The organism is Azospirillum halopraeferens DSM 3675, from assembly GCF_000429625.1.
Taxonomy (GTDB): Bacteria; Pseudomonadota; Alphaproteobacteria; order Azospirillales; family Azospirillaceae; genus Azospirillum; species Azospirillum halopraeferens.
On the sequence record NZ_AUCF01000004.1, the window covers coordinates 255,536 to 278,454 of the forward strand.

Genomic DNA, 22,919 nt, shown 5'->3' on the forward strand with positions numbered 1-22,919 from the left:
CGGAGACGCGCCCATGCCGCTGCCCGACGCCGACCCGCATTTGGTCTTCGACCTCGCCCGCGCCCATCCCGAGGTGGTGCCGCTGGCCGACACCGGCTGTGCGCGGGTGGAGCACGCGGCGGCCCGCGGCCTGGTGCCGCTGGGCCTGCCGCTGCCCAAGGGGAAGCGTGACCTGCTGGTGACGGCCGAACGGCGCGACGCGGTGGTGCGGGAGATCGAAGGCGCGCTGGACCGGGCAACCCGGCGCGACGCCCTGCTGGCGCAGGGGCGGCGGGCGCTGGCCGGATCCCCGGTGGCGCTGACCGCCGCACCGGACCGCACCCGGGTGCGCGCCGTCCTGGCCGACGCCCTGCCGTGGCCGGGCCTGCCCGCACCGGTGCGCCTGGAGGTGGCGCGCCTCCTCGACCCGCTGGAGCTGGCCGGCGCCGACGACGCCGATCTGGCGGTGCGGCTGGAGAACGATCCGCCCCTTCGCGCGGCCATGGAGGCGGCCCTGTCGCGGGTCGCGGCGCGCCTGCGCGCCTTCGCCGACGATGCCGGCCCCGCCGTGGACGCCTGGACCTTCGAGGCGCTGGCCGACCGGCTGCACCGGGCGGCGCGCAACCGCCCCGACCCGGACGAGCTGCTGGAGCGCTGGGAGCGGGAATACGACACCTGGCGGCGGGAACGGGCGGAGGCGCGCGGCCGGGCCTATGTGGACCGCCATTTCGATTTCGCCCGGTTCGAACGGCTGTTCCCCGTGGCCCGCGGCATGGGGCGGCGGCTGGTGCTGGTGATCGGCCCCACCAACTCCGGCAAGACGCACCGCGCCATCGCCGCGCTGAAGGCGGCGCGCGACGGCGTCTACCTCGCCCCTCTGCGCCTGCTGGCGCTGGAGGTGATGGAGCGTCTCAACGCCGAGGGCACCCCCACCACCCTGCTGACCGGGGAGGAGGAGCTGCGCACCCCCGGCGCCCGCCACACCGCGTCCACCATCGAGATGCTGGACCCCGACCGGCCGGTCGCCGTGGCGGTGATCGACGAGGTGCAGATGCTGGCCGACCCCGACCGCGGCTGGGCCTGGACCGCCGCCCTGATCGGTGCGCCCGCCGACACCGTCTACGCGCTGGGCGCGCCGGAGGTGCGGCCGCTGGTGGAGCGCATCGCCGCCCATCTCGGCGAGCCGCTGGAGGTGGTGGAGCTGGAGCGCAAGACCCCGCTGACCCTGCTGGAACGGCGGCTGGAGTGGGACGAGGTGGCGGCCGGCGACGCCCTGATCGCCTTTTCGCGGCGCGAGGTGCACGCCGTGCGCGACACGCTGCTGGCCCGCGGCCTGTCGGTGGCGGCGGTCTACGGCGCGCTGGCCCCGGCGGTGCGGCGGCGGGAGGCGGCGCGCTTCACGGCGGGCGAGGCGGACGTGGTGGTCGCCACCGACGCCATCGGCATGGGCCTGAACCTGCCGTGCCGGCGCGTCCTGTTCACCGCCCTGGAGAAGTACGACGGCAGCGCCGTGCGCCCCCTGACCGCCACCGAGGTGCGCCAGATCGCCGGCCGCGCCGGCCGCTTCGGCAAGCACGAGGCCGGGGAGTTCGGCGTGGTCGCCCGCGGCACGCCGCAGGCGTTGCGCCGGCTGCTCGACCAGGCCGACCCGCGCCTGCGCCCCGACGCGCCGCTGACGGTGCGCCCGTCGCGGGCCATGCTGGCGCGGCTGGCGGAGCATCTGGGCAGCGACGCGGTGACGCTGCTGGTCGACAGCTTCGCCGTCGCCCGCACCGCCGGTTCGCCCTACCGGGTCGGCGACCTGTCGGGCCTGCGGCGGCTGGCGGCGATGCTGGACGCCCGGCGTCTGGCGCTGGCCGTGAAGCTCGACCTGCTGCTCGCCCCCGCCGACCTCGACGAGGAGGCGGAGGTGCGCGTGCTCGGCGCCATCCTCGACGCGGTGGAGCAGGGGGTGCCGCTGCCGCTCGGCCGAGTCGTGCCGGCCGACCCGGCCGGGCTGGACGCCGCGGCGCTGGAGGGTCTGTCGCGGGCCTGCGACCTCTATTTCTGGGCGGCGCGCAAGGTGCCGGACGCGCTGCCCGACCGCGATCTGGTGCGCGCCCGGCGCGACGCCATCGGCCGGCGCCTGTCGGAGCTGCTGGCCTCGCGCGCCCGCCGGCGCGAGCCGCCGCCGGCCGCGGGATTCCGCGGCGCACCGCGCAAGCGCTACGGCCCGCGGCGGCGCTAGCGCGAAGAGGCTTGCCGGCCGGCTGTTGCTGCGGCACCGTCCGGCCGCCGTTCATGCCAAGGGGGAATCGGACATCAGATGAGCGACGGAGCGTTTTTCGCCCGCTGGGGGACCTGGATCGAAAGCCCGCCCATTCAGCGCATCATCACAGTCCTGATCGTGATCAACGCCATTATTCTGGGCCTGGACACCTCGCCCACGGCGGTGGCCGCCGCCGGCGGCCTGCTGCGGGTGGTCGACGTGGCCATCCTGGCCGTCTTCGTGGTGGAACTGACCATCCGCATCGGGTACCGCCGCGCCTCGTTCTTCCGCGACGGCTGGAACGTCTTCGACTTTCTCGTCGTGGCCATCGCCCTGCTGCCGGTGGTGCCCGGCCTTTCGGTGCTGCGCGCCCTGCGCGTGCTGCGCGTGCTGCGCCTGATCACCGCCTCGCCGCGGCTGAAGCTGGTGGTGCGGGCGCTGCTGGCCTCCCTGCCGGGGCTGGGGGCCATCGCCATGCTGCTGTCCCTGCTGTTCTACGTGGCGGCGGTGATCGCCACCAACCTCTTCGGGGCGCAGTTCGACGAATGGTTCGGCACGCTCGGCCGCTCCATCTACACGCTGTTCCAGGTGATGACCCTGGAAAGCTGGTCCATGGGCATCGTCCGGCCGGTCATGGAGCAGATGCCGTGGGCGTGGCTGTTCTTCGTGCCCTTCATCATGGTGGCGACCTTCACCATGCTGAACCTGTTCATCGCCATCATCGTCGGCGCCATGCAGAACGCCACGGAGATGGAGCGGCAGGAGACGGAAGAGGCGATCAAGGCCGCCGCCCACGCCGAGGGCGAGGCGGTTGTGGAGGCCGTGCACGACGACACCGCGGCGGTGAAGGCCGCCTCCCACGCGGACAGCGAGGCGCTGATGGCGGAGATCCGCGCCCTGCGGGCCGACGTCGCGGCCCTGCGCGGGGCGCTGGCGGAACACCGCCCGATGTCGGCGGAATGACCGGAACCGGGGGCGCCGGACGGCCGGTCCGGCGCCCTTGATAACCGAGTTCCGTCCTCCCACATAGGTCTCACTCCCGACCACTCCCCGCACCAACCGGCCGGCCCAAGGGGCCATCGGCCGACGCAATTCCTGCGGACCGCCGCCGATTCCGGCGGCCGGGAGCCTGAACCCGCCCGACGCCGGCACGATGGATGCCGCGGCGGACATGCGAACGCGGGCCGCGCCGGGCGCGGACCGCACGGGAGAGCACGAGACTTGGCACATCGCATCGACGCACACCCGGCGCCCGCCCCGCGGGGCCGCGCCATCGTTCTTCACCCCGTCCTGCCGTCCGCGGCGCAGTCCGCGCGCGCGCCGGACGCCCGCCTCCGCGAGGCGTGCGGCCTGGCGGCGGCCATCGACCTGGACATCGCGCACGCCGCCGTGGTGCGCGTCGACCGGCCGCGCCCGGCCACCCTTCTGGGAACCGGTGCCGTGGAGCGCTTTGCCGCCGTGGTGGCCGACGCGCGCGCGGCCGGCGCGGCCATCGACCTGGTGGTCGTCGACCACGCGCTCTCGCCGGTGCAGCAGCGCAACCTGGAAAAGGCGTTCGACGCCAAGGTGATCGACCGCACCGGCCTGATCCTGGAGATCTTCGGCGCGCGGGCACGCACCCACGAGGGCAAGCTCCAGGTGGAGCTGGCGGCGCTCAGCTACCAGAAGTCCCGCCTGGTGCGGTCGTGGACCCACCTGGAGCGCCAGCGCGGCGGCTTCGGCTTTCTGGGCGGTCCGGGCGAAAGCCAGCTTGAGGTGGACCGCCGCCTGATCGGCGACCGCATCGTGAAGATCCGCAAGGAGCTGGAGGAGGTGCGGCGCACCCGCGGCCTGCACCGCACGGCGCGCGCCCGGGTGCCTTACCCGGTGGTCGTCCTGGTCGGCTACACCAACGCCGGCAAATCGACCCTGTTCAACCGGCTGGCCGGGGCCGACGTGGTGGCGCGCGACCAGCTTTTCGCCACGCTCGACCCGACCATGCGCGCGGTGGCGTTGCCGACCGGGCGCACGGTGATCCTGTCGGACACGGTGGGGTTCATCTCCGACCTGCCCACCCACCTGGTGGCCGCGTTCCGCGCCACGCTGGAGGAGGTGCAGTCGGCCGACGTGATCCTGCACGTGCACGACGCGGCCCATCCCGACGCCGACGCCCAGCGGGCCGACGTGGAGGGGGTGCTGCGCGACCTTGGCATCGACCCGCAGCGCGACCCGCGGGTGGTCGAGGTTGCCAACAAGATCGACCTGCTGGACGGCGACGCCGGCCGGGCCGCGGCCGACCGGGCCGCGCGCGCCGGCGGGTGCGCCCTGTCGGCGGCGACCGGCGAGGGGCTCGACGCCCTGGTGCGGCTGCTGGACGGCCGCATGACGGCGGACCGCCGGGTGGTGGCGATCGACGTGGACCTGACGGACGGCGCCACGCTCGCCCGGGTCTACGCCAGCGGCGAGGTGCTGGAGCGGCACGACGACGACCGTCTCGCCCATTTGCAGGTGGCGATCGGGCCGGCCGGCCTGGCCCGGCTGTCCCGCCGCGGTGCGGTGGCGGCATGAGAGGAGGAGAGGAGGGAGAGATGGCCGACTATGGCAACGACGATCGCCTGAGCTTTCCGGGCATGCTCGACCCCGTGCTGGCGGCGGCGGGCGAGGACGACGCGACGCTGGACGATGCCGTCAACGCCGTGGCCGAGGCGATGGCGGACAGCGGCACCCTCGTCCTCGACGCCACCGGCGCCCCGGCCCGCGGCGCCAGCGACGAGGACGCGGTGCTGAACCTGCTCGACACCTACGTGCGCGTCCTGCTGCACCTGGGCGAGCTGGAGGAGGCGGCGGAGATCGGCGAGCTGATGGAGCGGGTGCGCGCCCTCAGCCTGCGCCGCAAGCGGCGCGGTTTCCGGGCGGCCTGAGGAAACCCCGGGCCGCCGGCGGTGTTTCATCGGCGGGAGGTGCGCACCATGAAAGCCTTTTCGTCCGCCCTGGCCTTCTATCTCGTCGCCGCGGTCCTGACGGGCCTGGCGTTCGAGTACCTGTTCTCCGTCTCGGCGATCGACGCCTTCTCGCTCAACAGCGTGCGCGTCGAAGACCACCCGCCCTCCCTACCGCACGCCGGCGGGGGCGGCCGGTCCGATTGAGGCGCCGCCCGCGGGCGGGGGTGAGCGACCGGGCGCCCGGTCCAAGGGGATGGCGCGCGCGGCGGCGATGCGCCCCGGATGGCGGGCATATTCGATCTGCGGCGGGCGGGATGGAGCGACGCCGGCCGACTCGGCCGGACCGCGGGCCGTGACGGCGCGATGCTCGCGGAAGAGGGGGACCGGGAACGCTTCCGTCTCGCCGCTCGCCGGACGCGCCTTCACGGCCTCGGCGTCGGCCATGTCCCAGGCGTCGGCCGCCGACTCGGCCGGTGCTTCAACCGCCGCCGTCATGCGGTGGTCATCCCCCGATGGCGGCTACCTGCCCGGATGTTGCGCCCCGGTTTCATGGTCCGTATGGAAAAACAGTGGCTTGGGCGAGGGGCTGTAACACGCTGATATGATCGTCTTTGCCTTTCCGGACTGCGTCCGGTGACTCAGGCTGGGGTTTCTCCATTGGGGTGGGCGTTCGGACATCCGTCCGCCAATCGGTCTGTCCGGAAAGCCGTCGTCGGCGCGGGATTGCGGACAGGATGGGGTTCGGCCGTCGAATGGCCGATTCGCAGACTTGGGGAGTATCCGGATGTCGGCTTTGCGCCAGAAGCGGACGCTCATCTGGAGTGAGGAAGCATGACGTTCGCTGGAGGGATGGCCTCTCTGCCGTGCTCCAGCCTCGCCCCATGTCATTTCGTGGCGTGCTGATCGCAGACACGATTCAAGAGAAACAAGGCATTGTCAAAAGCGGATATTAGCCCAAGGGAGTGCGGGGTGGGGCGTGGGCGAGCACCGATGGAGCATTCCATTATCGGCACGCCAGATGGGTTGTGGCACTTGATCGGCTCGTTAATTTAGGCGAGCATTTTGTTTGCGACGAGCCCGTGCTTATTGCATATTTTGGTGGACGCATAAGGGGGGAGGATAATGGAAGTCGAAGGGCGTGAGGCATCGCTTATCCGAGCTGGTGCCGAAGCGATTGGGCAATGGCGCCGAGAAAATCCAGGCGGGATTATCGCCGCCGAACGCGTTATGGTGGCCGACCTTGACCTGTCCGGCGCGGACCTTTCCGCAGCCAACCTCGCCGGTGGACGCTTCGCGCGCTGTGATCTTCGCCATGTGAGCTTTGCGGACGCGAATCTGCACGCGGTCGAATTTAATAATTGCGTGCTAGATGACGCTGAGTTCCGCGGTGCCAACCTGAGAGCGGCAAGGATCACGGCAAAGAGCCTGGACGGAGCCCGGTTTGGCGGCAGCCGGAGCCTAGGTCGTCTTGCCGAGTTCCATATTATCGATCGTGTACTACGGCCCATCCCTGTCGATCCCAGCGCGCTGCCCTGGTACGACCGCTGGATTGGCTGGGACCGGCTGCGTTTCCTTGCGACCATCCGGATCTTTGTCCCAGCCTATACGTCGCTCACGCTGACCGTCCTCTATCTGAATGGCGTCGCCTGGTACAATTCCGCGTTCGCCTTCCTCAATGCGGAGATCGGCGGGCAGCCCGGTATCCCGCTGCTCCCGATCGCCACGCCGACTTGGACGCACGCGCTGGTCCTCGCCAACTTCGCGAGTCTGGCGATGGCCGCAACCTGCTTCTTGGGCTGTCCGGCCCGAGTAGCCGAGTTCAGCCGTGAGCGGTGGCTGAACGAGTTCCAGCAACCTGAGATCCTCTATGACTTCGCAACGTGGCAGAGGCCGCTGATACGCACGTTGTGCGCTAGCGCGTTGCTGGTCGGCGGACTATTGAGCACCTTCCTGCTTGGCCAGGGAGTCCTCCAACAAGTGGCCTTCATTATTCGCCATATTGGCTAAGCGGGATTTGCCATGCCGTTCAGGTTCAATCCACAGACTATTATCGGGGTCGTTGACGAGAAGCTCACCAACAAGCCCGAGCTCCGCGCGGATGTGCGGACACTCGCAGTGGTGATGCAGACCGTTTCCCATATCCAGCCTGCCGACTGCGACTCCGCAAGCTTCAAGCGTAAGTTGCAGGAAGCTGTCGTAGCAGCAATATCTGCGGCTGGTCGCTTGCTCGACAATGCGTCCGTCTCCGCCCTGCAGGCGTCGAGCATCACCCCGCTTGACCGGTTCGCGATTCTCCACTTCGCGTCGGTGCAACGTGCACTACTCCGGGGCTTGGATAGCGTCGCAGGCAAGACCGATTATGAAGCCGACAAGACCGGTACGGAGGGCAGCATACGGTCGCATGGCTCGCGGTCACTCCGTGAGGATATCCAGCGGACGATGGAACTCGTCATGGGGCTGGACGTTCCCTACACGCTTGCGGTCAACCCAGCATCGCAGCTCGGCAGCTATTACGAGGAGCAGGTCCGCGCCTTCTCGACCCTAATCGGGCTTCTGCGCGGCGGCTGGAGAGGCGCCAGCGAGTTCAGCAAGTCCATCGAGGTCGCAATGCGCGACTATAACGCCTGGGCATCAAGCCGCACAGATGCCGCAGAGGCAGTCCGGTCTTATCTGAATTATGAGCAGCAGCAGGCCCAACGCAACATTGTCGCGGACGATGTGCGCGGGCTTTCCCTTGCCCTCCAGAACTGGCTGCGCGCAAACGACACGCTGAGCGAACGTCGCAAGGAGAATTGGCGGGCATACCGCGAGACGTTGTCCAAGCTCCCAGACGACAAGATCACCATGTTCGACGAGAGCTTTGGGGTTCGCAAGGTCTTCGTGCAGCCCGTCGCAACTTACAAAGTGGCCGGCGTAAAGCGCGTATCAGACGCAGCGGTCGCTGATGTGGCGGGCTTGATTGGGACGCTGATCAGTGATCGCGTCGGGGGCGACGATCTCATACTGCTAGCAGGCGGGCCGGGCTCAGGAAAGTCCACTCTGTGCCGCATCCTTGCCGCCGAGCTCGCGGCCAATGAGGAGGTGCATCCCGTCTTTTTGCGTCTTCGCCGGTTGCAGGACAGCCACGACGTTCGCGGCTTCATCGAAACCCATCTTCAGAGCCTAGGGCTGATCGACAGGGTGGCCGATCTTGCGTCGGTGCCCAATCTCGTCCTTATTCTCGACGGCTTTGACGAGTTGGTAATGGCCAGTCGGACAAAGTTGCGGGAATTTTTCAATGCGCTGAAGGAAGACCTGTCGACCGGACCACTACGGCACGCCAAGGCAATCGTGTCGGGACGCGACACTCTGTTTCCTAATGGGCTAGGGCTGCCGACGGGCGCGCATGTGATCTCGCTCCAGCCGTTCGACCGGAGTCGAATCGCGGCGTGGGGCGCCAAATGGCGCGAGCAGCATTCGCGCGACACCGCCAAGAGCTTCTATCCGGAGAACCTTGTCAGCGAGGATAAGGGCCGCGGTAAGAAGACTTCGCCACTTGAGCATCTCGTCTCCTGGCCTTTGACGCTGCATCTCGTGGCGCGCGCCCATACCTCTGGTTCGATCGACCTTAAAACGAACAATGTGGATGAGGTGGAGAAAGCAGTTCTCTATCGTTCGATCGTGGCCGACACGGCGCTCCGGCAGGACGAGCAGGCCGGCGGGCGCGGTCGCCTCAATCCGCAGCAGATGCGCAAGTTCGTCCAGGCTATTGCCTGGGAGATGTACAGCACCGGACGCGAGGCGCTCGATGTCACCGAAGGGTTGCCCATCCTGCGCTCGATCCTGCCAGAGGCGATGGAGTCAGATCTCACCGAGCTCGCCGACGTCACGATCGTCAACCAGCCGGAACTGACCAAGGGCGAGGAGACTGGGTTCGAGTTCGTCCACAAGAGCTTTTCCGAATATTTCGCCGCAGAAACGATCGCCACGAAGATCGAGGAAGTGTGCTTCCGGGTCGCACAATGGGGCGGCGAGGAGGAGACGTGGCGCATGAGCGCGAAGGAGGCTACCACCGCGCTCGCCGGCCTGTTCGCTGTCCGCCTGCTGACGGCCGAGGTCCAGGAAATGCTCGAGCCGATGCTTGACGACTTCCTGACCTTTTTGCGCGGGCCGTCCGCGTATCCGCGTCCGACGCCTGAGTTGCTCGCGTCAAACCTCGAAAGGAAGCTTCTCCGGTTTGAGGCGCTTCTCCAAGAGTTTGCGGGCGGCGGACTGCTAAAAGACGTGACGGTGGCCACGCGCTCGAACAGGCTCGTCATCAGCGAGCTCGAGAGTTTCGGCAATTATGCTTCGGCGCTGCTCTTTATCGCGGTGGCGCTCACACACAGGCAGAATGCCTATGGCGGCAAGTCGGAACGCCGCGTACGGATCCCGCCCGCCACGCTGGTCCGGCTGCTGCATATCGTTTTGGCCGGCGAGATCCAGATAGATCGGCCCTATGCAGAGCGTGGCCTGCGGCTCATCGACGCGCGGCGGCCGGGCGGCGAGAGTACCGAGGTCCATTTCCCGCCCGTGGCACCCAGTCTGCTGGAGGATGTGCGCGGGCTGGAATCGCATCTTGAGGAGGCGATCACCGCGCTCAACAGCCAGAAGGTCGTACTGGAACTAGAGAATATTCTGCTTACCTTCGCGACGACGTTACTCGGCTCCCATGGAGATTCTATCGCCAGTTTTAGACATGCGCGCTACAATTATCGGTACCACCATGACGCTGGCTATAACGACTATTTGCAGCGGATCATCTCAGTACGTAGTCGGATGCGGTACGAGGACGTGCGCTATTTCGAAGAGCGCGCGGTCGACATCCTAGAGCGCCTGCGTGCGAGCCACCCCGACGCGCTGCGTCTGCGGCCTGTCGAGGAGATGATTATGCGGATACGGGAGTTCGCCTATGAAGGCCGCCATCGCGGGATGGGCAACTTCGAACTCTATGAACGAGCCGAGGCGATGCTGCGGCATATGATCGATATGGATACACGCCCGGTTAGAAGGCCCAAGATCCAGACCCGCCCAAAAGAGAGCTAGAGCAACATGCGTTTTATGTGAAACGCATGTTGCTCCGGCATTTTGGTAGTAGATCGGATTCACGCGTCAAATCGGTTCCGATTTAACGCGATCCGATCTAGCCCGAGCCGCGCAGCGGGTCCTGGCGCCGCTCAGCCGGTAACTGCTCGGTGTCATGGCGAACGTCCCGTGTAGGTAGGATGCAAGCCGCTGTTCAGGGTAGCTTGAGCAGACGACGACTCTTTGTGCTTGACGCCGGAAAGCGGTTGGTTTTCAGAAACCCCACTTTGGTTATTCCAGCTCAATAGCGAAATGGCCGCTCCTGGCGCAAAGCCGACATCCGGCCGCAAGTCCCCGAATCGGCCGTTTGACGGCCGAACCCGATCCTGTCCGTAATCCCGCGCTGACGACGGCTTTCCGGACAGACCGATTGGCGGGCGGATGTCCGAACGCCACTCCGATGGAGAAACCCGAGCCTGAGCCACCGGTCGCAGTCCGGAAAGGCAAAGGGTTCTGCGCCGGGAACGATCATGTCAGAGTGATTTCAGTCCTCGTCCAAACCACTGCTTTCCCAAGCAGACCATGAAACCGGGCTGAATCAGCACGACCATGCGTCGCTCTCGGCGGACCATGGGGGCAGGCACTCCCGGCCTCAATCATCCCCCGCCTGCGGCATCCGGTCTCCCGGGATGATCCGGCCGGCGCGGCACTGTTCGTCGTACCAGCCCTTGTGGTGCTCGATGGCCCAGTTCTCGTCGACCACGCCGCGGCCCATGGCGTCGAAGGCGCCTTCCATGCCCACCGTGCCGATGTAGATGTGGCCGAAGATCACCGCGGTCAGCACCATCGCCAGCAGGGCGTGGATGATGTGGATGATCTGCATGCCGGCGATGCCGGTGTAATAGAACGGCGTCATCAGCAGATAGCCGGTCAGGGCCATCGCCAGGCCGCCCAGGACCACCAGCCAGAACAGCCCCTTCTGCCCGGCGTTGAAGCGACCGGACTCGGGGTGGACGGAATGACGGCTGAACAGGCCGCCGGCTTGGCGCAGCCAGATCAGGTCGGCGCGGGTGGGGATGTTGTCGCGGATCCACAGCCCCAGCATCAGCAGCAGGCCGAGCACGAAGGGCACGCTGGAGGCCATGTGCAGATACTTCGACCAGTCCGCCAGCGGCGCGAAGCTGCCGTGGCCCATGATGGGGATCAGCACGAACCGGCCGAACGTCAGCACCAACCCCGACAGCATCAGCGCGATGAACCCCAGCGCCGTCGTCCAATGGGCGAAGCGGTCGATGCTGTTGAATCGCGGCACCCAGCGGCGGGCCCGGCCGCGCTCGATCGTGATGGGGCCGCGCCAGAAATAGAACACCGCCAGTGCCGCCAGCGCGCCGAGGATGACGACGCCGCCGATCCATTGCAGCCAGTCCATGCGGAAGCCGCGCCAGTCGCGGCCCCCGGGCTGGATCAGGGTGGCGAGCGCCGGGTCGGGGATGGAAATCCGCCCCTGCACCCGCCCGTCGTGGGGGATGTAGAGCGGCACATCCGCCGGCGAGCGCACGTCCGGCGACGGCGTCTGCCCCTCCAGGCCGGGCTGTGCCGGCGCCCCTCCGCCGCCGCCGGGGGCAACGGCACCGGGGCCGCTCTGCGCGGCGGCGGGCAGGGCGAACAGCAGGGCCGTCAGCAGCAGCACCAACGGCAGCAGGCGGGCGGGGGCGAAGGGGGTCATGACGTCCTCTCCGGCTCTTCAAGGGCGCGACCACCGGGGGCATAGGCGCCGCCCCGGTCGGCGGTGTAGGCCACGGACCAGCCCCACGCGCCGGAGCCGTAGCCCCGCCGCGCCGAGCGCTCCCGGTAGATGTCGGCCACCTCGTCGCGGTCGCCGGCCAGCAGGGCGCGGGTGGAGCACATCTCGGCACACAGGGGCAGCTTGCCCTCGGCCAGACGGTTGGTGCCGTACGCCGCGTACTCCTCCGGCGAGTTGTCCGCGTGCGGCCCGCCGGCGCAGAAGGTGCACTTGTCCATCTTGCCGCGGCTGCCGAACAGGGTGGCGCGCGGGTACTGCGGCGCCCCGAACGGGCAGGCGTAGAAGCAGTAGCCGCAGCCGATGCACAGATCCTTGGAGTGCAGCACCACCCCCTCGTCGGTCCGGTAGAAGCAGTCCACCGGGCACACCGCGGCGCACGGCGCATCGGTGCAGTGCATGCAGGCCATGGAGATGGACCGCTCGCCCGGCCGGCCGTCGTTCAGTGTGACGACGCGGCGCCGGTTGATGCCCCAGGGCACCTCGTGCTCGTTCTTGCAGGCGGTGACGCAGGCGTTGCATTCGATGCAGCGCTCGCCGTCGCACAGAAACACCATTCGAGCCATGACGCTCGTCTCCTTCTACGCCTTCTCGATGCGGCAGAGCGTGACCTTGGTTTCCTGCATGCAGGTGACGGGGTCGTAGCCGTAGGTCGTCACACCGTTGGCCGGTTCGCCCAGCACGAAGGGATCGGTGCCCGGCGGGTACTGACCGCGCAGATCCTCGCCCTGCCAGAAGCCGCTGAAATGGAACGGCAGGAACACGACGCCGGGGCCGACGCGGTCGGTCACCAGGGCCTTGATCTTCGCGCGCCCGTCCTCGGGGCTGACCACCCAGACGTACTCGCCCTCGCGCACGCCCAGCCGCTCCGCGTCGCCGGTGTTGATCTCCACGAACATCGACTGCTGCAACTCGGCCAGCCAGCGGTTGGAGCGGGTCTCCTCGCCGCCGCCCTCGTATTCCACGAGGCGGCCGGAGGTGTAGATGAACGGGAACTTCGACGGCACGTCCGCCTCCAGCGCCGCCTTCTGGACCGCGTGGTTGAGCAGCGGCAGCCGGAAGTCCCGCCGGTCGTCGTAGGAGGGGAAGTCGCCGACCAGCCCGGGCCGGGCGCTGTAGATCGGCTCCCGGTGCACGGGCACGGGGTCCGGCAGGTTCCAGGCGACGGCCCGCGCCTTTGCGTTGCCGTAGGGCAGGCAGCCGTGTTTGATGGCGATGCGGATGATGCCCATGGACAGGTCGGTCGCCCACGACACGTCGTCGATGTTGTCGCCGCCGATCAATTCGATCACCCGGCGCTCCTCGGCCGTCAGCTCGGCATCCCAGCCCAGCTTGCGCAGCACTGCCATGGTGAACTCGGGATAGCCGTCCTCGATCTCCGACCCCTTGGAGAAGCTGCCCTCGGCCAGCAGGGTCTCGCCCTCCCGTTCGATGCCGAAACGGGCGCGGAAGGTGCCGCCCCCCTCCATCACGTGCTTGGACGTGTCGTAGAGCACCGGGCTGCCGGGATGGCGCCACTCCGGATGGCCCCAGCAGGGCCAGGGCAGGCCGTAATACTCGCCCTTCAGCGGGCCTTCGGTCGCCTGCATGGTGATGCGGTCGAAGGTGTGCTGGTAGATCATGTGGAGCTTCAGGCGCTCCGGCGACTGGCCGGTGTAGCCGGTGGACAGGCAGCCGCGGTTGATCTCGCGCAGGATGTCCTCGGGCACCGGGTTGGTGCCGTTCACCTTGATGTGCTTGAACAGCTCGTCGGCGAAGCCCAGCCGGCGGGCCAGCAGGTACATGATCTCGTAGTCGTCCTTCGACTCGAAGATCGGATCCACCACCCTCTGGCCCCACTGGACCGAGCGGTTGGAGGCGACCCGGCTGCCGTCCGTCTCGAACTGGGTGCAGGCCGGCAGGATGTAGGAGCCGTCGCGGCGCTGGCGCACCGCGGCGAAGCTGGTGGGGTGGGGGTCGACGACCACCAGCAGGTCCAGCTTCTCCATGCCCTTCAGCATGTCGGGCATGCGGGTGACCGTGTTGCCGCCATGACCCATCACCACCAGGCCGCGGATCGGGTTGGGCTGGTCCAGCTCGCCGGCCTCCGCCAGGGCGGCGTCGAACCAGCGGGTGGTGGGGATGCCCTTGGCCTCCATCAGCTCCTTGGAGCCGAAGCGGGACAGCATGTACTCGTACGGCACGTCCCACACCCGCGCCCAGTGGCGCCACGCCCCCTCGGCCAGGCCGTAGTAGGAGGGCAGGGTGGACACGTCGAGCCCCATGTCGGTGGCGCCCTGCACGTTGGTGTGGCCGCGGTAGATGTTGGCCCCGCCGCCCGGCACGCCGATGTTCCCCAGCGCCAGTTGCAGGATCGAGAAGGCGCGGACGTTGGCGGTGCCCACCGTCTTCTGGGTGGCGCCCATGCACCAGATCAGGGTCGCCGGCTTGTTCTCCGCCATCGCCCGGGCGACGCGGAGAAGCTGCTCGGCCGGCACGCCGGAGACCTGCTCCACCACGTCGGGCGTCCATTTCGCCACCTCCGCGCGGATGGCGTCCATGCCGTAGACGCGCCGCGCGATGTAGTCCTTGTCCTCCCAGCCGTTCTGGAAGATGTGCCAGAGCAGGCCCCAGACCACCGGGATGTCGGTGCCGGGACGGATGCGGACGTACTCGGTGGCGTGGGCGGCGGTGCGGGTGAAGCGCGGGTCGATGACGATCCACGGCGCGCGGTTGCGCTCCTTGGCGCGCAGCATGTGCTGCATGGCCACGGGGTGCGCCTCCGCCGGGTTGCCGCCGATGATGACCAGGCACCGGGAGTGCTGGATGTCGTTGTAGCTGTTGGTCATCGCGCCGTAGCCCCAGGTGTTGGCCACGCCCGCGACGGTGGTCGAGTGGCAGATGCGCGCCTGGTGGTCGACGTTGTTGGTGCCCCAGAAGGCGGCGAACTTGCGCAGCAGGTAGGCGCCTTCGTTGGAGAACTTGGCCGAGCCCAGCCAGAACACGCTGTCGGGGCCGTAGGTGTCGCGGATGGCCAGCAGCCGGGCGCCGATCTCGTCGATCGCCTGCTCCCACGACACCCGCGTCCACTCGCCGTCCACCAGCTTCAGCGGGTATTTCACCCGCCGCTCGCCCTTCACCAGCTCGCGCACCGAAGCGCCCTTGGCGCAGTGGGTGCCCTGGCTGATGGGGCTGTCCCATCCCGGCTCCTGCTGCACCCAGACGCCGTTCTGCACCTCGGCCACCACGGTGCAGCCGACCGAGCAATGGGTGCAGACGTTCTTGCGCAGCACCCGTTCGACGCCGGGCATCATGGAGTCGGCCCCGGCCTTGCGCATCATGCCGCCGCCCAGCGCGCCGAGCCCCGCCAGGCCGCCGGCGGTGACGCCCGCCGCCTTGAGGAAGGCGCGGCGGCCGGGGCCGCCGGCGTCCACGGAACGCAGCGCGTCGGACAGGGGCGTGCCCGGCGTCTTCGGCCGTCGTTTCGTCAGCATCGGCGGTCGGTCCTCTACAGGCGGTTCAGGAAATAGAAGCGCTTGACGTGCTCGCTCTTGCGGTAGCGGGTGGCCACCTGGTCGGCGGGCGGCTGGTAGGCGTCGGCCTCGCCGGGCAGGGCGGCGAGCGTCGCCGCCCCGATCCCGGCCAGCCCGGCACCCTTCAGGAGGTCCCGCCGTGCCGGTCCGCCGGCCTTTGCGCGGTCCGGCGTGCTGTCGTCGTTGCGGTTCATGGCCCGGTCTCCCTCTCTCACGCGGCGCCGGGGGCGAAGGCGCCGGCCTCGATCTCCAGGAACAGGCGGCCCAGCGTGCCCACCGGCCGGTAGAAGACGGCCGACGGCGCCCGCTCCAGGTCCGCGAAGAAGCGCGCGCCCCACGGGGCGATGTGGTCGTCGAAGAAGCGGAATTGCCGGTCGAGCGGGGCCGGCGCGCCGAAGCCGCCGTCGATCAGGCCGGCCATGGTCTCCGCCAGGGCGGCCACGTGGTCCTCCGGTTCCGGCACCCCGGCGGCGCGTGCGATGCCCAGGCGGTCCAGGTCGGCGCGCAGGCGGATCAGCGGCCGGTCCTGAAGGAATCCGGTGCGGTAATAGGAGGCGTAGGGCACCAGTTCGCCCCGGTCGACGCCGATGAACAGCCGGTTGAACTCCCGCTCCGCCGCCGCCGGGGCCGTCGCGGCGGCAGCGCCCCCCAGGGCGCCCAGGGCCGTGCCGAAGGGGCTGCCGTCGCCGTGCAGCGTGGCCAGCCGGTCCAGCAGGCCGCCATCGGGCGGCCGCGCCAGCAGCGCCGCCAGCAGCCGGTACGCCTGCGCCCGTTCCCGCTCGACGTGGTCCGCCGCCTCCGCGGCCGTCTCGTCCGGTGCCACGGCCATGGCGCCGTCTCCTCCCGTTGCCGGGGCGCCGTTTCCGCGTCGCGGCGGCGGCCCTTCTGCCGGGAACAACAAGCGTGGCCGTGGAACGTTGCAGGCTTCGGGGTGGGGGTGCCTTTTTGCAGGGCATGCCGGGAAACGAACCGCCGTCGCCGGTGTTGAAGCCGGTGTCCGTACCCCCGTTTCCGGAGGCCGTCCGTGCGCCGTTTCCTGCCGTATGCCCTGGCCGTCGCCCTGGTTGCGCTTCCCCTGGCCCCCGCCGCCCTGGCGCAGGACGCCGCACCGCGCGACACCGGACCGGACTGGCCGGCGGGTGTGGAGAGCTGGCATTCCGGCGAGGACGCCCCGCGCAACGGCAACCCGCAGGAGGCGGAGCAGCGCGGCCTGACCTCGCCCGAGGTCGAGGACAGCCAGATGCCCGAGCCGACGCGCCAGGGCACCCGCTCGCCCGAGCCGACGGGGAGCGCGCAGGCGGACCTCGCCCTCTACGAGGCGCTGAGCCTGGTGCGCCGGGCGCCGCCGGGGCTGGATGGCCGGCCCACCCCGCGCCCCAACGCCTACGCCAGCGAGCCGGAGACCGAGATGGAGCCGTCGCCGACCGGCAACCCCGAACACCTGTTCCCGGAGAACTACATCGAATAGGCCGCCGTCATGACCGCGCACCCGCGTCTTGCCGAAGCGCCGCTGCTGCCGCCCGTCTTCGACGCGGCGATTTGCGCCGCCGGCCGCGCCTTCGATCACGCCCTGGCCGACGCCGCGGCGGGGGCCGGGGCCGGCCGCCTGCGCTGGCGCGGGACGCCCGACGCGCTGGAGATCGCCGTGGTGCTGGAGCCCGACATGGCGCTGCGGCGGGCCATCCGCGCGAGGGTGGCGGTGCGGCTCGCCATGGCCGACGCGCTGGCAGCGGTGGCCCCGCCGCACAAGCCGGTGACGCTGCACGGATCGGCCGGGCTGGCGGTGGACGGCGCCGCCATCGGCGGCGTGTCCCTGGCCTGGCCGCCGGGCGCGCGGGGAGACGCGGTTCCCGACTGGCTGGTGGCCGGCGTGCGCGTGCGGCGGACCATGGACGGCGAGGCGGGGGAGCCGGGCGAGGCTCCCGACCGCACCGCTCTGATGGAAGAGGGCTTCGACGCGGTGAGCGACGCCGATCTGGTGGAACGCTTCGCCCGCCACCTGCTGCACTGGATGAGCCGGTGGGAGGAGGAGGGGTTTGCGCCTCTTGCCCGCCACCGTGCCGCCCGGCGCACCACCCGGTTGCCCGCCGGCGCGGAGGCGGCGTGATGGCGGAGCGTCTGCCCGTCGGCGTGGTGGTGGAACGGCGGCCGGCCCGCAACCGCTGGCAGGACCACCTGTGGCGCACCGCGGCGGTGCTGCCCGGCCGCCGGCCGACGGAACCGTGGAGCGTCCTGTTCCACGACGAGGGCGTGACCCGCTTCTTCGCCGGGACGGTCGAGCTGGTCGCGTACGCCGGCGACACCGCGCTGTACAAGCACAATCTGGAAGGGCCGAACCCCGCCGTCTACGTGGTGCTGCGGCCGCGCGGCGGGCCGTACGGCCCGCGTCTGCTGCTGGCCACCGTCGATCCGGCGGAGGCGCACGCCCACGCCGACGCCGGCGACGACCTGCTGGACGCCGTTCCCATGCCCGAGGCGGTGCGCGTCTGGCTGGCCGGGTTCGTCGCCCGGCACCATGTGGAGCGGACGCCGTGGCGGCGCACCCGCGACGCCGCCGATCCCGAGATCCTGGCCCCCCGCCGGCCGGCCGGCCGGCTCCACACGCGCGAGGACGGACCATGACCGACGACGACGGCTTCCTCGCCCGCTGGTCGCGGCGCAAGCAGGCCGCCCGCACCGCACCGCCGCCCGACGCCGATGCGATGGCGACGGACGGCGACGGTAACGGCGACGGAGAGGGCGAAGCGGAGGAGGCGGTCGATCCCGCCACCCTGCCGTCCCCGGACACGCTGGGTGCTGACAGCGACTACACCGTGTTCCTGAAGAAGGGCGTGCCCAAGGCCCTGCGCCTGGCCGCCCTGCGCCGGGCCTGGGCGAGCGACCCCGCCATCACCGGCCACAAGCCCCTGGTCGATTACGACTGGGACTGCAACGCCCCCGGCTATGGCGCGCTCCGCCCGACCGACGACGCGAAGAAGGTGGTGGAGGCCCTGTTCCGCCACCTGCGGGAGGAGGAGCCGGAGACCGACACGGCGGTCGCCGCCGCCGATGCCCCGCCGGAGGAGGAAACCGGGGCGGACGACCCGCCGCGGCCGGCCTGACGGCGCGGCCCGGACACCGTATCCCGGCCGATCACATTCCCGTTGGCCGGGGCGTTCATGGTTGCACGAACGGTCGCCCGTGGTCATGCTGACGCCGGTGAACCGGACGGTGCAGTCCGGCAGCCGACGGGACACGGGGAACACGGCGGGACCATGAGACGAGGACGCATGCTGCCCATGGCCGTCGCGGCGCTGGTCGCGGCGGGCGCGGTGGGCTATTGGCAGTTCGCCGGCGTGCACGCCGAGCCGCAGCCGAAGACGGCCGCGACGGCGGCCAAGGCGCCGCCGCGGGTGGCGGTGGAGATCGCGACGGTGCGGTCGGGCACGGTCACGGTCGACATCGACGCCATCGGCACCCTGGAATCCCCCGATTCCGTCGTGCTCGCCCCCGAGGTCGACGGCATCATCGCCGAGATCCTGTTCGATGAGGGGCAGCCGGTCGCGCAGGGGCAAACGCTGGTCCGCCTGGACGACGTGATCCTGCGCGCCGAACTGGCCCAGGCCAGGGCCCAGCTCACCCTCGCCGAAGCGAACTTCGAGCGCGCCGACACCCTGCTGCGCCAGCGCACCGGCACCCAGCGGACGCGCGACGAGGCGTGGGCGGCGTTGCAGTCGGCGCGGGCGTCGGTGGCGCTGGCCGATGCGCGCTTGCAGAAGACGGTCATCCGGGCGCCCTTCGACGGCATCCTCGGTCTGCGGTCGGTCAGCGTCGGCGGCTTCGTCAGCCGCGGCCAGGCGCTGGTGTCGGTCCAGACCATGAACCCGCTGAAGGCTGATTTCCGGGTGCCCGAGACGTTCCTGACGGCTCTGCGCGTCGGCCAGTCGGTGGAGGTGGCCGCCGACGCCCTGGCCGGTCGGCGGTTCCCCGGCACCGTTTCCGCCATATCGCCGCAGCTCGACGTCAACGGGCGGGCGCTGCGCGTGCGCGCGCTGATCCCCAATCCGGAGCTGGTGCTGCGGCCGGGTCTGTTCGTGCGCGTCTCCATCGCCGCGGCGCAGCGCAGCGACGCCGTGCTGGTGCCCGAGGCGGCCGTGGTGCCGGAAGGCAACCGGCGCGTGGTGTTCCGCGTCGCCGACGGGCGGGCGACCCGCGTGCCCGTGGTGCTGGGCCAGCGCCAGGGCGGCGAGGTGGAGGTGGTCGAGGGCCTTGCCGCCGGCGAGGTGGTGGTCACCGCCGGCCACCAGCGCCTGCGCGAGGGCAGCGCCGTGGACCCCGTGACGCCGCCCCCGGAAGGCTGACCCCATGAAGATCGCCGAAACCTGCGTGCGCCGTCCGGTCTTCGCGACGGTGATCAGCCTCGTCATGGTGCTGGTCGGGGTGGTCAGCTTCCAGCGCCTGTCGGTGCGCGAGTATCCCAGCATCGACGACCCCGTGGTGTCGGTCACCACCACCTATCCCGGCGCCAGCGCCGAGATCATCGAGAGCCAGGTCACCCAGGTGCTGGAGGGCTCCATCGCCGGCATCGAGGGTATCGACACGCTGACCTCGACCAGCCGGCCGGAGTCGAGCCGCATCACCATCACCTTCCGGCGCACCGTCGATCCCGACGTGGCGGCCAGCGATGTGCGCGACCGCGTCAGCCGCGTGCGCCGCCGCCTGCCGGCGGAGATCGAGGAGCCGACCGTCGCCAAGGTGGAGGCCGACGCCCAGCCCATCCTGTTCATGCCCTTCACCAGCGACCGCATGTCGCCGCTGGAGATCACCGACTATCTCGACCGCTTCGTCGTCGATCGCTTCAAGAACCTGCCGGGGGTGGCCGACGTCACCATCTTCGGCGAGCGGCGCTACGCCATGCGCGTGTGGGTGGACCGCGCCCGGCTGGCCGCTTACGGCCTGACCATTCAGGAGGTGGAGAACGCCCTGCGTGGGCAGAACGTGGAGATCCCGTCCGGCCGCATCGAGAGCATCGACCGCGAGTTCACCGTGCTGTCCCGCACCGGCCTGACCACGCCCGGGCAGTTCGAGGGCATCGTCGTCAAGCAGGGCGACGGCGTGATGGTGCGCCTGCGCGAGGTGGCGTCGGTGGAGCTGGGGGCGGCGGACGAGCGCCGCATCAGCCGGTCCAACGGGCGCAACGCCATATCCATCGGGATCGTCAAGCAGGCCACCGCCAACCCGCTGGACGTCTCCACCGCCGTGCGCGGCGAACTGCCCATCCTGCTGGACGACCTTCCGGAGGGGATGAGCGCCGAGATCTCCTACGACTCCTCCGTCTTCATCGACCGCTCCATCAAGGCGGTGTTCCACACCATCGGCGAGGCGGTGGTGCTGGTGGTTCTGGTGGTGCTGTTCTTCTTGCGCACGGTGCGCGCGTCGATCATCCCCGTGGTGACCATCCCGGTGTCGCTGATCACCGCGTTCGCGCTGATGTACGCGCTGGGATTCTCCATCAACACGCTGACCCTGCTGGCCATGGTGCTGGCCATCGGGCTGGTGGTGGATGACGCCATCGTCGTGCTGGAGAACGTCCACCGCCACGTCGAGAGGGGCAAGAGCCCCTTCACCGCCGCCATCGACGGCACGCGCGAGATCGGCTTCGCCGTGGTGGCCATGACGCTGACGCTGGTGGCGGTGTACGCCCCGGTCGCCTTCGCCTCCGGCCGCGTCGGGCGCCTGTTCCTGGAGTTCGCGCTGACCCTCGCCGGCGCGGTGCTGGTGTCGGGCATCGTGGCGCTGACGCTGACGCCGATGATGTGCTCCAAGCTGCTGAAGCCGCACGAGCGCCACGGGCGCGTCTACAACGCGCTGGAGCGGATGTTCGACGGGATGGCCGGCGGCTACCGCGCGGCGCTGCGCGCGAGCCTGCGGGTGCGGCCGCTGATCGTGCTGGTGGCGCTGGGTGTGGCCGGCGGCGGCGGCCTGCTGCTGACCATGCTGAAGTCGGAGCTGTCGCCGGTGGAGGACCGCGGCGTCGTGCGCGCCTTCGGCACCGGGCCGGAGGGCGCCACCATCGACTACACCTTCCGCTATTCCCGCCAGTTGGAGGAGGTGCTGCGGGGGGTGCCGGAGATCGAAAGCCACATCGTGGTCGGCGGCTGGCCGGAGGTGACGCGCAACATCGCCTTCGCCCGCCTGAAGGACTGGGACGAGCGCGAGCGCAGCCAGCAGGAGATCGTGGCCGCCCTGCAACCGCAGCTCGCCCGCATCGCGGGGATGACCATCTTCCCCGTCAACCCGCCCTCCTTCGGTCAGCGGGCGTCCTCGCGCCCCATCGAGTACGTCATCCAGACCTCCGGCACCTACGCCGACCTGGAGGAGTACGTGGAGCGCATGCTGGAGCGCATCCGCGACTTCCCCGGCCTGGTCAACGTGGACAGCGACCTGAAGCTGAACAAGCCGCAGATCGAGGTGTCCATGAACCGCGACAAGGTGGCGGACGCCGGCATCCAGGTGGCGGCGGTGGGGCGTACGCTGGAAACCCTGCTGGGCGGCCGGCAGGTCACCCGCTTCGAGCGGGACGGCGAGCAGTACGACGTCATCGTCCGCCTGACCGAGAGCGACCGCTCCACCCCGCGCGACCTCAGCCGCATCTACGTGCGCGGGGCGGGCGGGGAGATGATCCAGCTTTCCAACCTCGCCACGGTGGAGGAGACGGTGGCACCCAAGGAGCTGATGCGCTTCAACCAGCTTCGCTCCGCCACCCTCACCGCCAATCTCGCGCCCGGCGTGTCCCAGGGCGAGGCACTGGCCTTCCTGGACCGCGCCGCGGAAGAGGTTCTGCCCGCCTCGGTGCGCACCGACTACGCCGGGCAGAGCCGGGAGTTCCGCGAGGCGGGCTCCAGCCTCGTCTTCATCTTCGTGCTGGCCCTCCTGTTCATCTACCTGGTGCTGGCGGCCCAGTTCGAGAGCTTCGTCGACCCTTTGATCATCATGTTCACGGTGCCGCTGTCCATGGCCGGTGCGCTGCTGGCCCTGTGGCTGACCGGCGGCACGCTGAACGTCTACAGCCAGATCGGTCTGGTGACTCTGGTCGGCCTGATCACCAAGCACGGCATCCTGATCGTGGAGTTCGCCAACCAGCTCCGCGAACGCGGGCTCGCCCTGCGCGAGGCGGTGGTGGAATCGGCGGTGCTGCGCCTGCGCCCGATCCTGATGACCACCGGCGCCATGGTGCTGGGCGCCGTGCCGCTGGCGCTGGCCACCGGCGCCGGGGCGGAAAGCCGGCAGCAGATCGGCTGGGTGATCGTCGGCGGCATGACGCTGGGCACCCTGCTCACCCTGTTCGTGGTGCCCGCCGTCTACACCCTGCTGAGCCGCGAGCGCCGCGCCGCGCCCGACGCGGGGACGGTCCCGGCGGCGGCGGAATAGCCGGC

At 69.8% G+C, this 22,919-nt stretch carries 18 protein-coding genes; 13 read left to right on the forward strand and 5 right to left on the reverse strand.

What is annotated here, in order from left to right; translation table 11 throughout:
* The first annotated feature begins 13 nt into the window (after window positions 1–13).
* The 7 genes from G472_RS0104905 (at window position 14) to G472_RS0104940 (ending at window position 10,212) form a co-directional block, all read left to right on the forward strand.
* Window positions 14–2,206, forward strand: a complete 2,193-nt coding sequence (locus G472_RS0104905; protein WP_029007480.1) for a helicase-related protein — start codon at window positions 14–16, stop codon at window positions 2,204–2,206.
* Between the two features lie 78 nt (window positions 2,207–2,284).
* Window positions 2,285–3,190: an ion transporter gene (locus G472_RS0104910; RefSeq protein WP_029007481.1), complete on the forward strand. Its 906-nt coding sequence runs from the start codon at window positions 2,285–2,287 to the stop codon at window positions 3,188–3,190.
* 258 nt (window positions 3,191–3,448) lie between these two features.
* A complete protein-coding gene (hflX, locus tag G472_RS0104915) occupies window positions 3,449–4,774 on the forward strand; it encodes a GTPase HflX (RefSeq protein WP_035691082.1) in 1,326 nt (441 codons plus the stop codon).
* 20 nt (window positions 4,775–4,794) lie between these two features.
* A complete protein-coding gene (locus G472_RS31315) occupies window positions 4,795–5,127 on the forward strand; it encodes a hypothetical protein (protein ID WP_051340434.1) in 333 nt (110 codons plus the stop codon).
* A gap of 48 nt (window positions 5,128–5,175) precedes the next feature.
* Window positions 5,176–5,352, forward strand: coding sequence for a hypothetical protein (locus tag G472_RS0104925; RefSeq protein ID WP_156926999.1), 177 nt, complete (start codon window positions 5,176–5,178; stop codon window positions 5,350–5,352).
* A 918-nt stretch (window positions 5,353–6,270) separates the two neighbouring features.
* Window positions 6,271–7,155, forward strand: coding sequence for a pentapeptide repeat-containing protein (locus G472_RS31320; protein WP_035691084.1), 885 nt, complete (start codon window positions 6,271–6,273; stop codon window positions 7,153–7,155).
* Window positions 7,156–7,167: 12 nt separating this feature from the next.
* Window positions 7,168–10,212, forward strand: a complete 3,045-nt coding sequence (locus tag G472_RS0104940) for an NACHT domain-containing protein (RefSeq protein WP_029007485.1) — start codon at window positions 7,168–7,170, stop codon at window positions 10,210–10,212.
* Window positions 10,213–10,843: 631 nt separating this feature from the next.
* Here the strand turns inward: G472_RS0104940 and G472_RS31325 are convergent.
* From G472_RS31325 to G472_RS0104965, 5 genes are read right to left on the reverse strand one after another with little or no spacing between them, the layout of a single operon-like run.
* Entirely contained in the window at window positions 10,844–11,917 is a 1,074-nt protein-coding gene (locus G472_RS31325) for a formate dehydrogenase subunit gamma (protein WP_084536449.1), read from the reverse strand.
* Window positions 11,914–12,558, reverse strand: a complete 645-nt coding sequence (gene fdh3B, locus G472_RS0104950) for a formate dehydrogenase FDH3 subunit beta (protein WP_029007486.1) — start codon at window positions 12,556–12,558, stop codon at window positions 11,914–11,916. The genes G472_RS31325 and fdh3B overlap by 4 nt, the downstream gene beginning before the upstream one ends.
* A 15-nt stretch (window positions 12,559–12,573) precedes the next feature.
* The gene (locus tag G472_RS0104955) at window positions 12,574–15,465 is read right to left on the reverse strand and encodes a formate dehydrogenase subunit alpha (RefSeq protein WP_029007487.1); all 2,892 of its coding nucleotides are present in this window, start codon (window positions 15,463–15,465) and stop codon (window positions 12,574–12,576) included.
* A gap of 14 nt (window positions 15,466–15,479) precedes the next feature.
* A complete protein-coding gene (locus G472_RS0104960; protein WP_029007488.1) occupies window positions 15,480–15,698 on the reverse strand; it encodes a twin-arginine translocation signal domain-containing protein in 219 nt (72 codons plus the stop codon).
* A gap of 17 nt (window positions 15,699–15,715) precedes the next feature.
* Window positions 15,716–16,333: a TorD/DmsD family molecular chaperone gene (locus tag G472_RS0104965; protein ID WP_029007489.1), complete on the reverse strand. Its 618-nt coding sequence runs from the start codon at window positions 16,331–16,333 to the stop codon at window positions 15,716–15,718.
* Between the two features lie 195 nt (window positions 16,334–16,528).
* Here G472_RS0104965 and G472_RS0104970 point away from each other — a divergent pair, with 195 nt between their 5' ends.
* The 6 genes from G472_RS0104970 (at window position 16,529) to G472_RS0104995 (ending at window position 22,914) form a co-directional block, all read left to right on the forward strand.
* The gene (locus tag G472_RS0104970) at window positions 16,529–16,972 is read left to right on the forward strand and encodes a hypothetical protein (RefSeq protein ID WP_029007490.1); all 444 of its coding nucleotides are present in this window, start codon (window positions 16,529–16,531) and stop codon (window positions 16,970–16,972) included.
* Window positions 16,973–16,981: 9 nt separating this feature from the next.
* Complete coding sequence (locus G472_RS31330; RefSeq protein WP_051340437.1) at window positions 16,982–17,611, forward strand: biotin/lipoate--protein ligase family protein; 630 nt, start codon at window positions 16,982–16,984, stop codon at window positions 17,609–17,611.
* Window positions 17,611–18,126: a DUF3305 domain-containing protein gene (locus G472_RS0104980; protein ID WP_035691087.1), complete on the forward strand. Its 516-nt coding sequence runs from the start codon at window positions 17,611–17,613 to the stop codon at window positions 18,124–18,126. The genes G472_RS31330 and G472_RS0104980 overlap by 1 nt, the downstream gene beginning before the upstream one ends.
* Window positions 18,123–18,605 carry a DUF3306 domain-containing protein gene (locus tag G472_RS36750; protein WP_051340438.1) on the forward strand — a complete coding sequence of 161 codons (483 nt, stop codon included), beginning with the start codon at window positions 18,123–18,125 and terminating at the stop codon, window positions 18,603–18,605. Before G472_RS0104980 ends, G472_RS36750 begins: the two co-directional genes overlap by 4 nt.
* 153 nt (window positions 18,606–18,758) lie before the next feature.
* Window positions 18,759–19,844 (forward strand): efflux RND transporter periplasmic adaptor subunit, encoded by a 1,086-nt coding sequence (locus tag G472_RS0104990; RefSeq protein ID WP_029007492.1) that lies wholly within the window; start codon window positions 18,759–18,761, stop codon window positions 19,842–19,844.
* Window positions 19,845–19,848: 4 nt separating this feature from the next.
* A complete protein-coding gene (locus G472_RS0104995; protein WP_029007493.1) occupies window positions 19,849–22,914 on the forward strand; it encodes an efflux RND transporter permease subunit in 3,066 nt (1,021 codons plus the stop codon).
* Window positions 22,915–22,919 lie beyond the last annotated feature (5 nt).

Coding starts and splice junctions, on each gene's coding strand:
- G472_RS0104905 (WP_029007480.1), top strand. CDS start 14: ATGCCGCTGCCCGACGCCGACCCGCATTTGGTCTTCGACCTCGCCCGC.
- G472_RS0104910 (WP_029007481.1), top strand. CDS start 2,285: ATGAGCGACGGAGCGTTTTTCGCCCGCTGGGGGACCTGGATCGAAAGC.
- G472_RS31315 (WP_051340434.1), top strand. CDS start 4,795: ATGGCCGACTATGGCAACGACGATCGCCTGAGCTTTCCGGGCATGCTC.
- G472_RS0104925 (WP_156926999.1), top strand. CDS start 5,176: ATGAAAGCCTTTTCGTCCGCCCTGGCCTTCTATCTCGTCGCCGCGGTC.
- G472_RS31320 (WP_035691084.1), top strand. CDS start 6,271: ATGGAAGTCGAAGGGCGTGAGGCATCGCTTATCCGAGCTGGTGCCGAA.
- G472_RS0104940 (WP_029007485.1), top strand. CDS start 7,168: ATGCCGTTCAGGTTCAATCCACAGACTATTATCGGGGTCGTTGACGAG.
- G472_RS31325 (WP_084536449.1), bottom strand. CDS start 11,917: ATGACCCCCTTCGCCCCCGCCCGCCTGCTGCCGTTGGTGCTGCTGCTG.
- fdh3B (WP_029007486.1), bottom strand. CDS start 12,558: ATGGCTCGAATGGTGTTTCTGTGCGACGGCGAGCGCTGCATCGAATGC.
- G472_RS0104955 (WP_029007487.1), bottom strand. CDS start 15,465: ATGCTGACGAAACGACGGCCGAAGACGCCGGGCACGCCCCTGTCCGAC.
- G472_RS0104960 (WP_029007488.1), bottom strand. CDS start 15,698: ATGAACCGCAACGACGACAGCACGCCGGACCGCGCAAAGGCCGGCGGA.
- G472_RS0104965 (WP_029007489.1), bottom strand. CDS start 16,333: ATGGCCGTGGCACCGGACGAGACGGCCGCGGAGGCGGCGGACCACGTC.
- G472_RS31330 (WP_051340437.1), top strand. CDS start 16,982: ATGACCGCGCACCCGCGTCTTGCCGAAGCGCCGCTGCTGCCGCCCGTC.
- G472_RS0104980 (WP_035691087.1), top strand. CDS start 17,611: ATGGCGGAGCGTCTGCCCGTCGGCGTGGTGGTGGAACGGCGGCCGGCC.
- G472_RS36750 (WP_051340438.1), top strand. CDS start 18,123: ATGACCGACGACGACGGCTTCCTCGCCCGCTGGTCGCGGCGCAAGCAG.
- G472_RS0104990 (WP_029007492.1), top strand. CDS start 18,759: ATGAGACGAGGACGCATGCTGCCCATGGCCGTCGCGGCGCTGGTCGCG.
- G472_RS0104995 (WP_029007493.1), top strand. CDS start 19,849: ATGAAGATCGCCGAAACCTGCGTGCGCCGTCCGGTCTTCGCGACGGTG.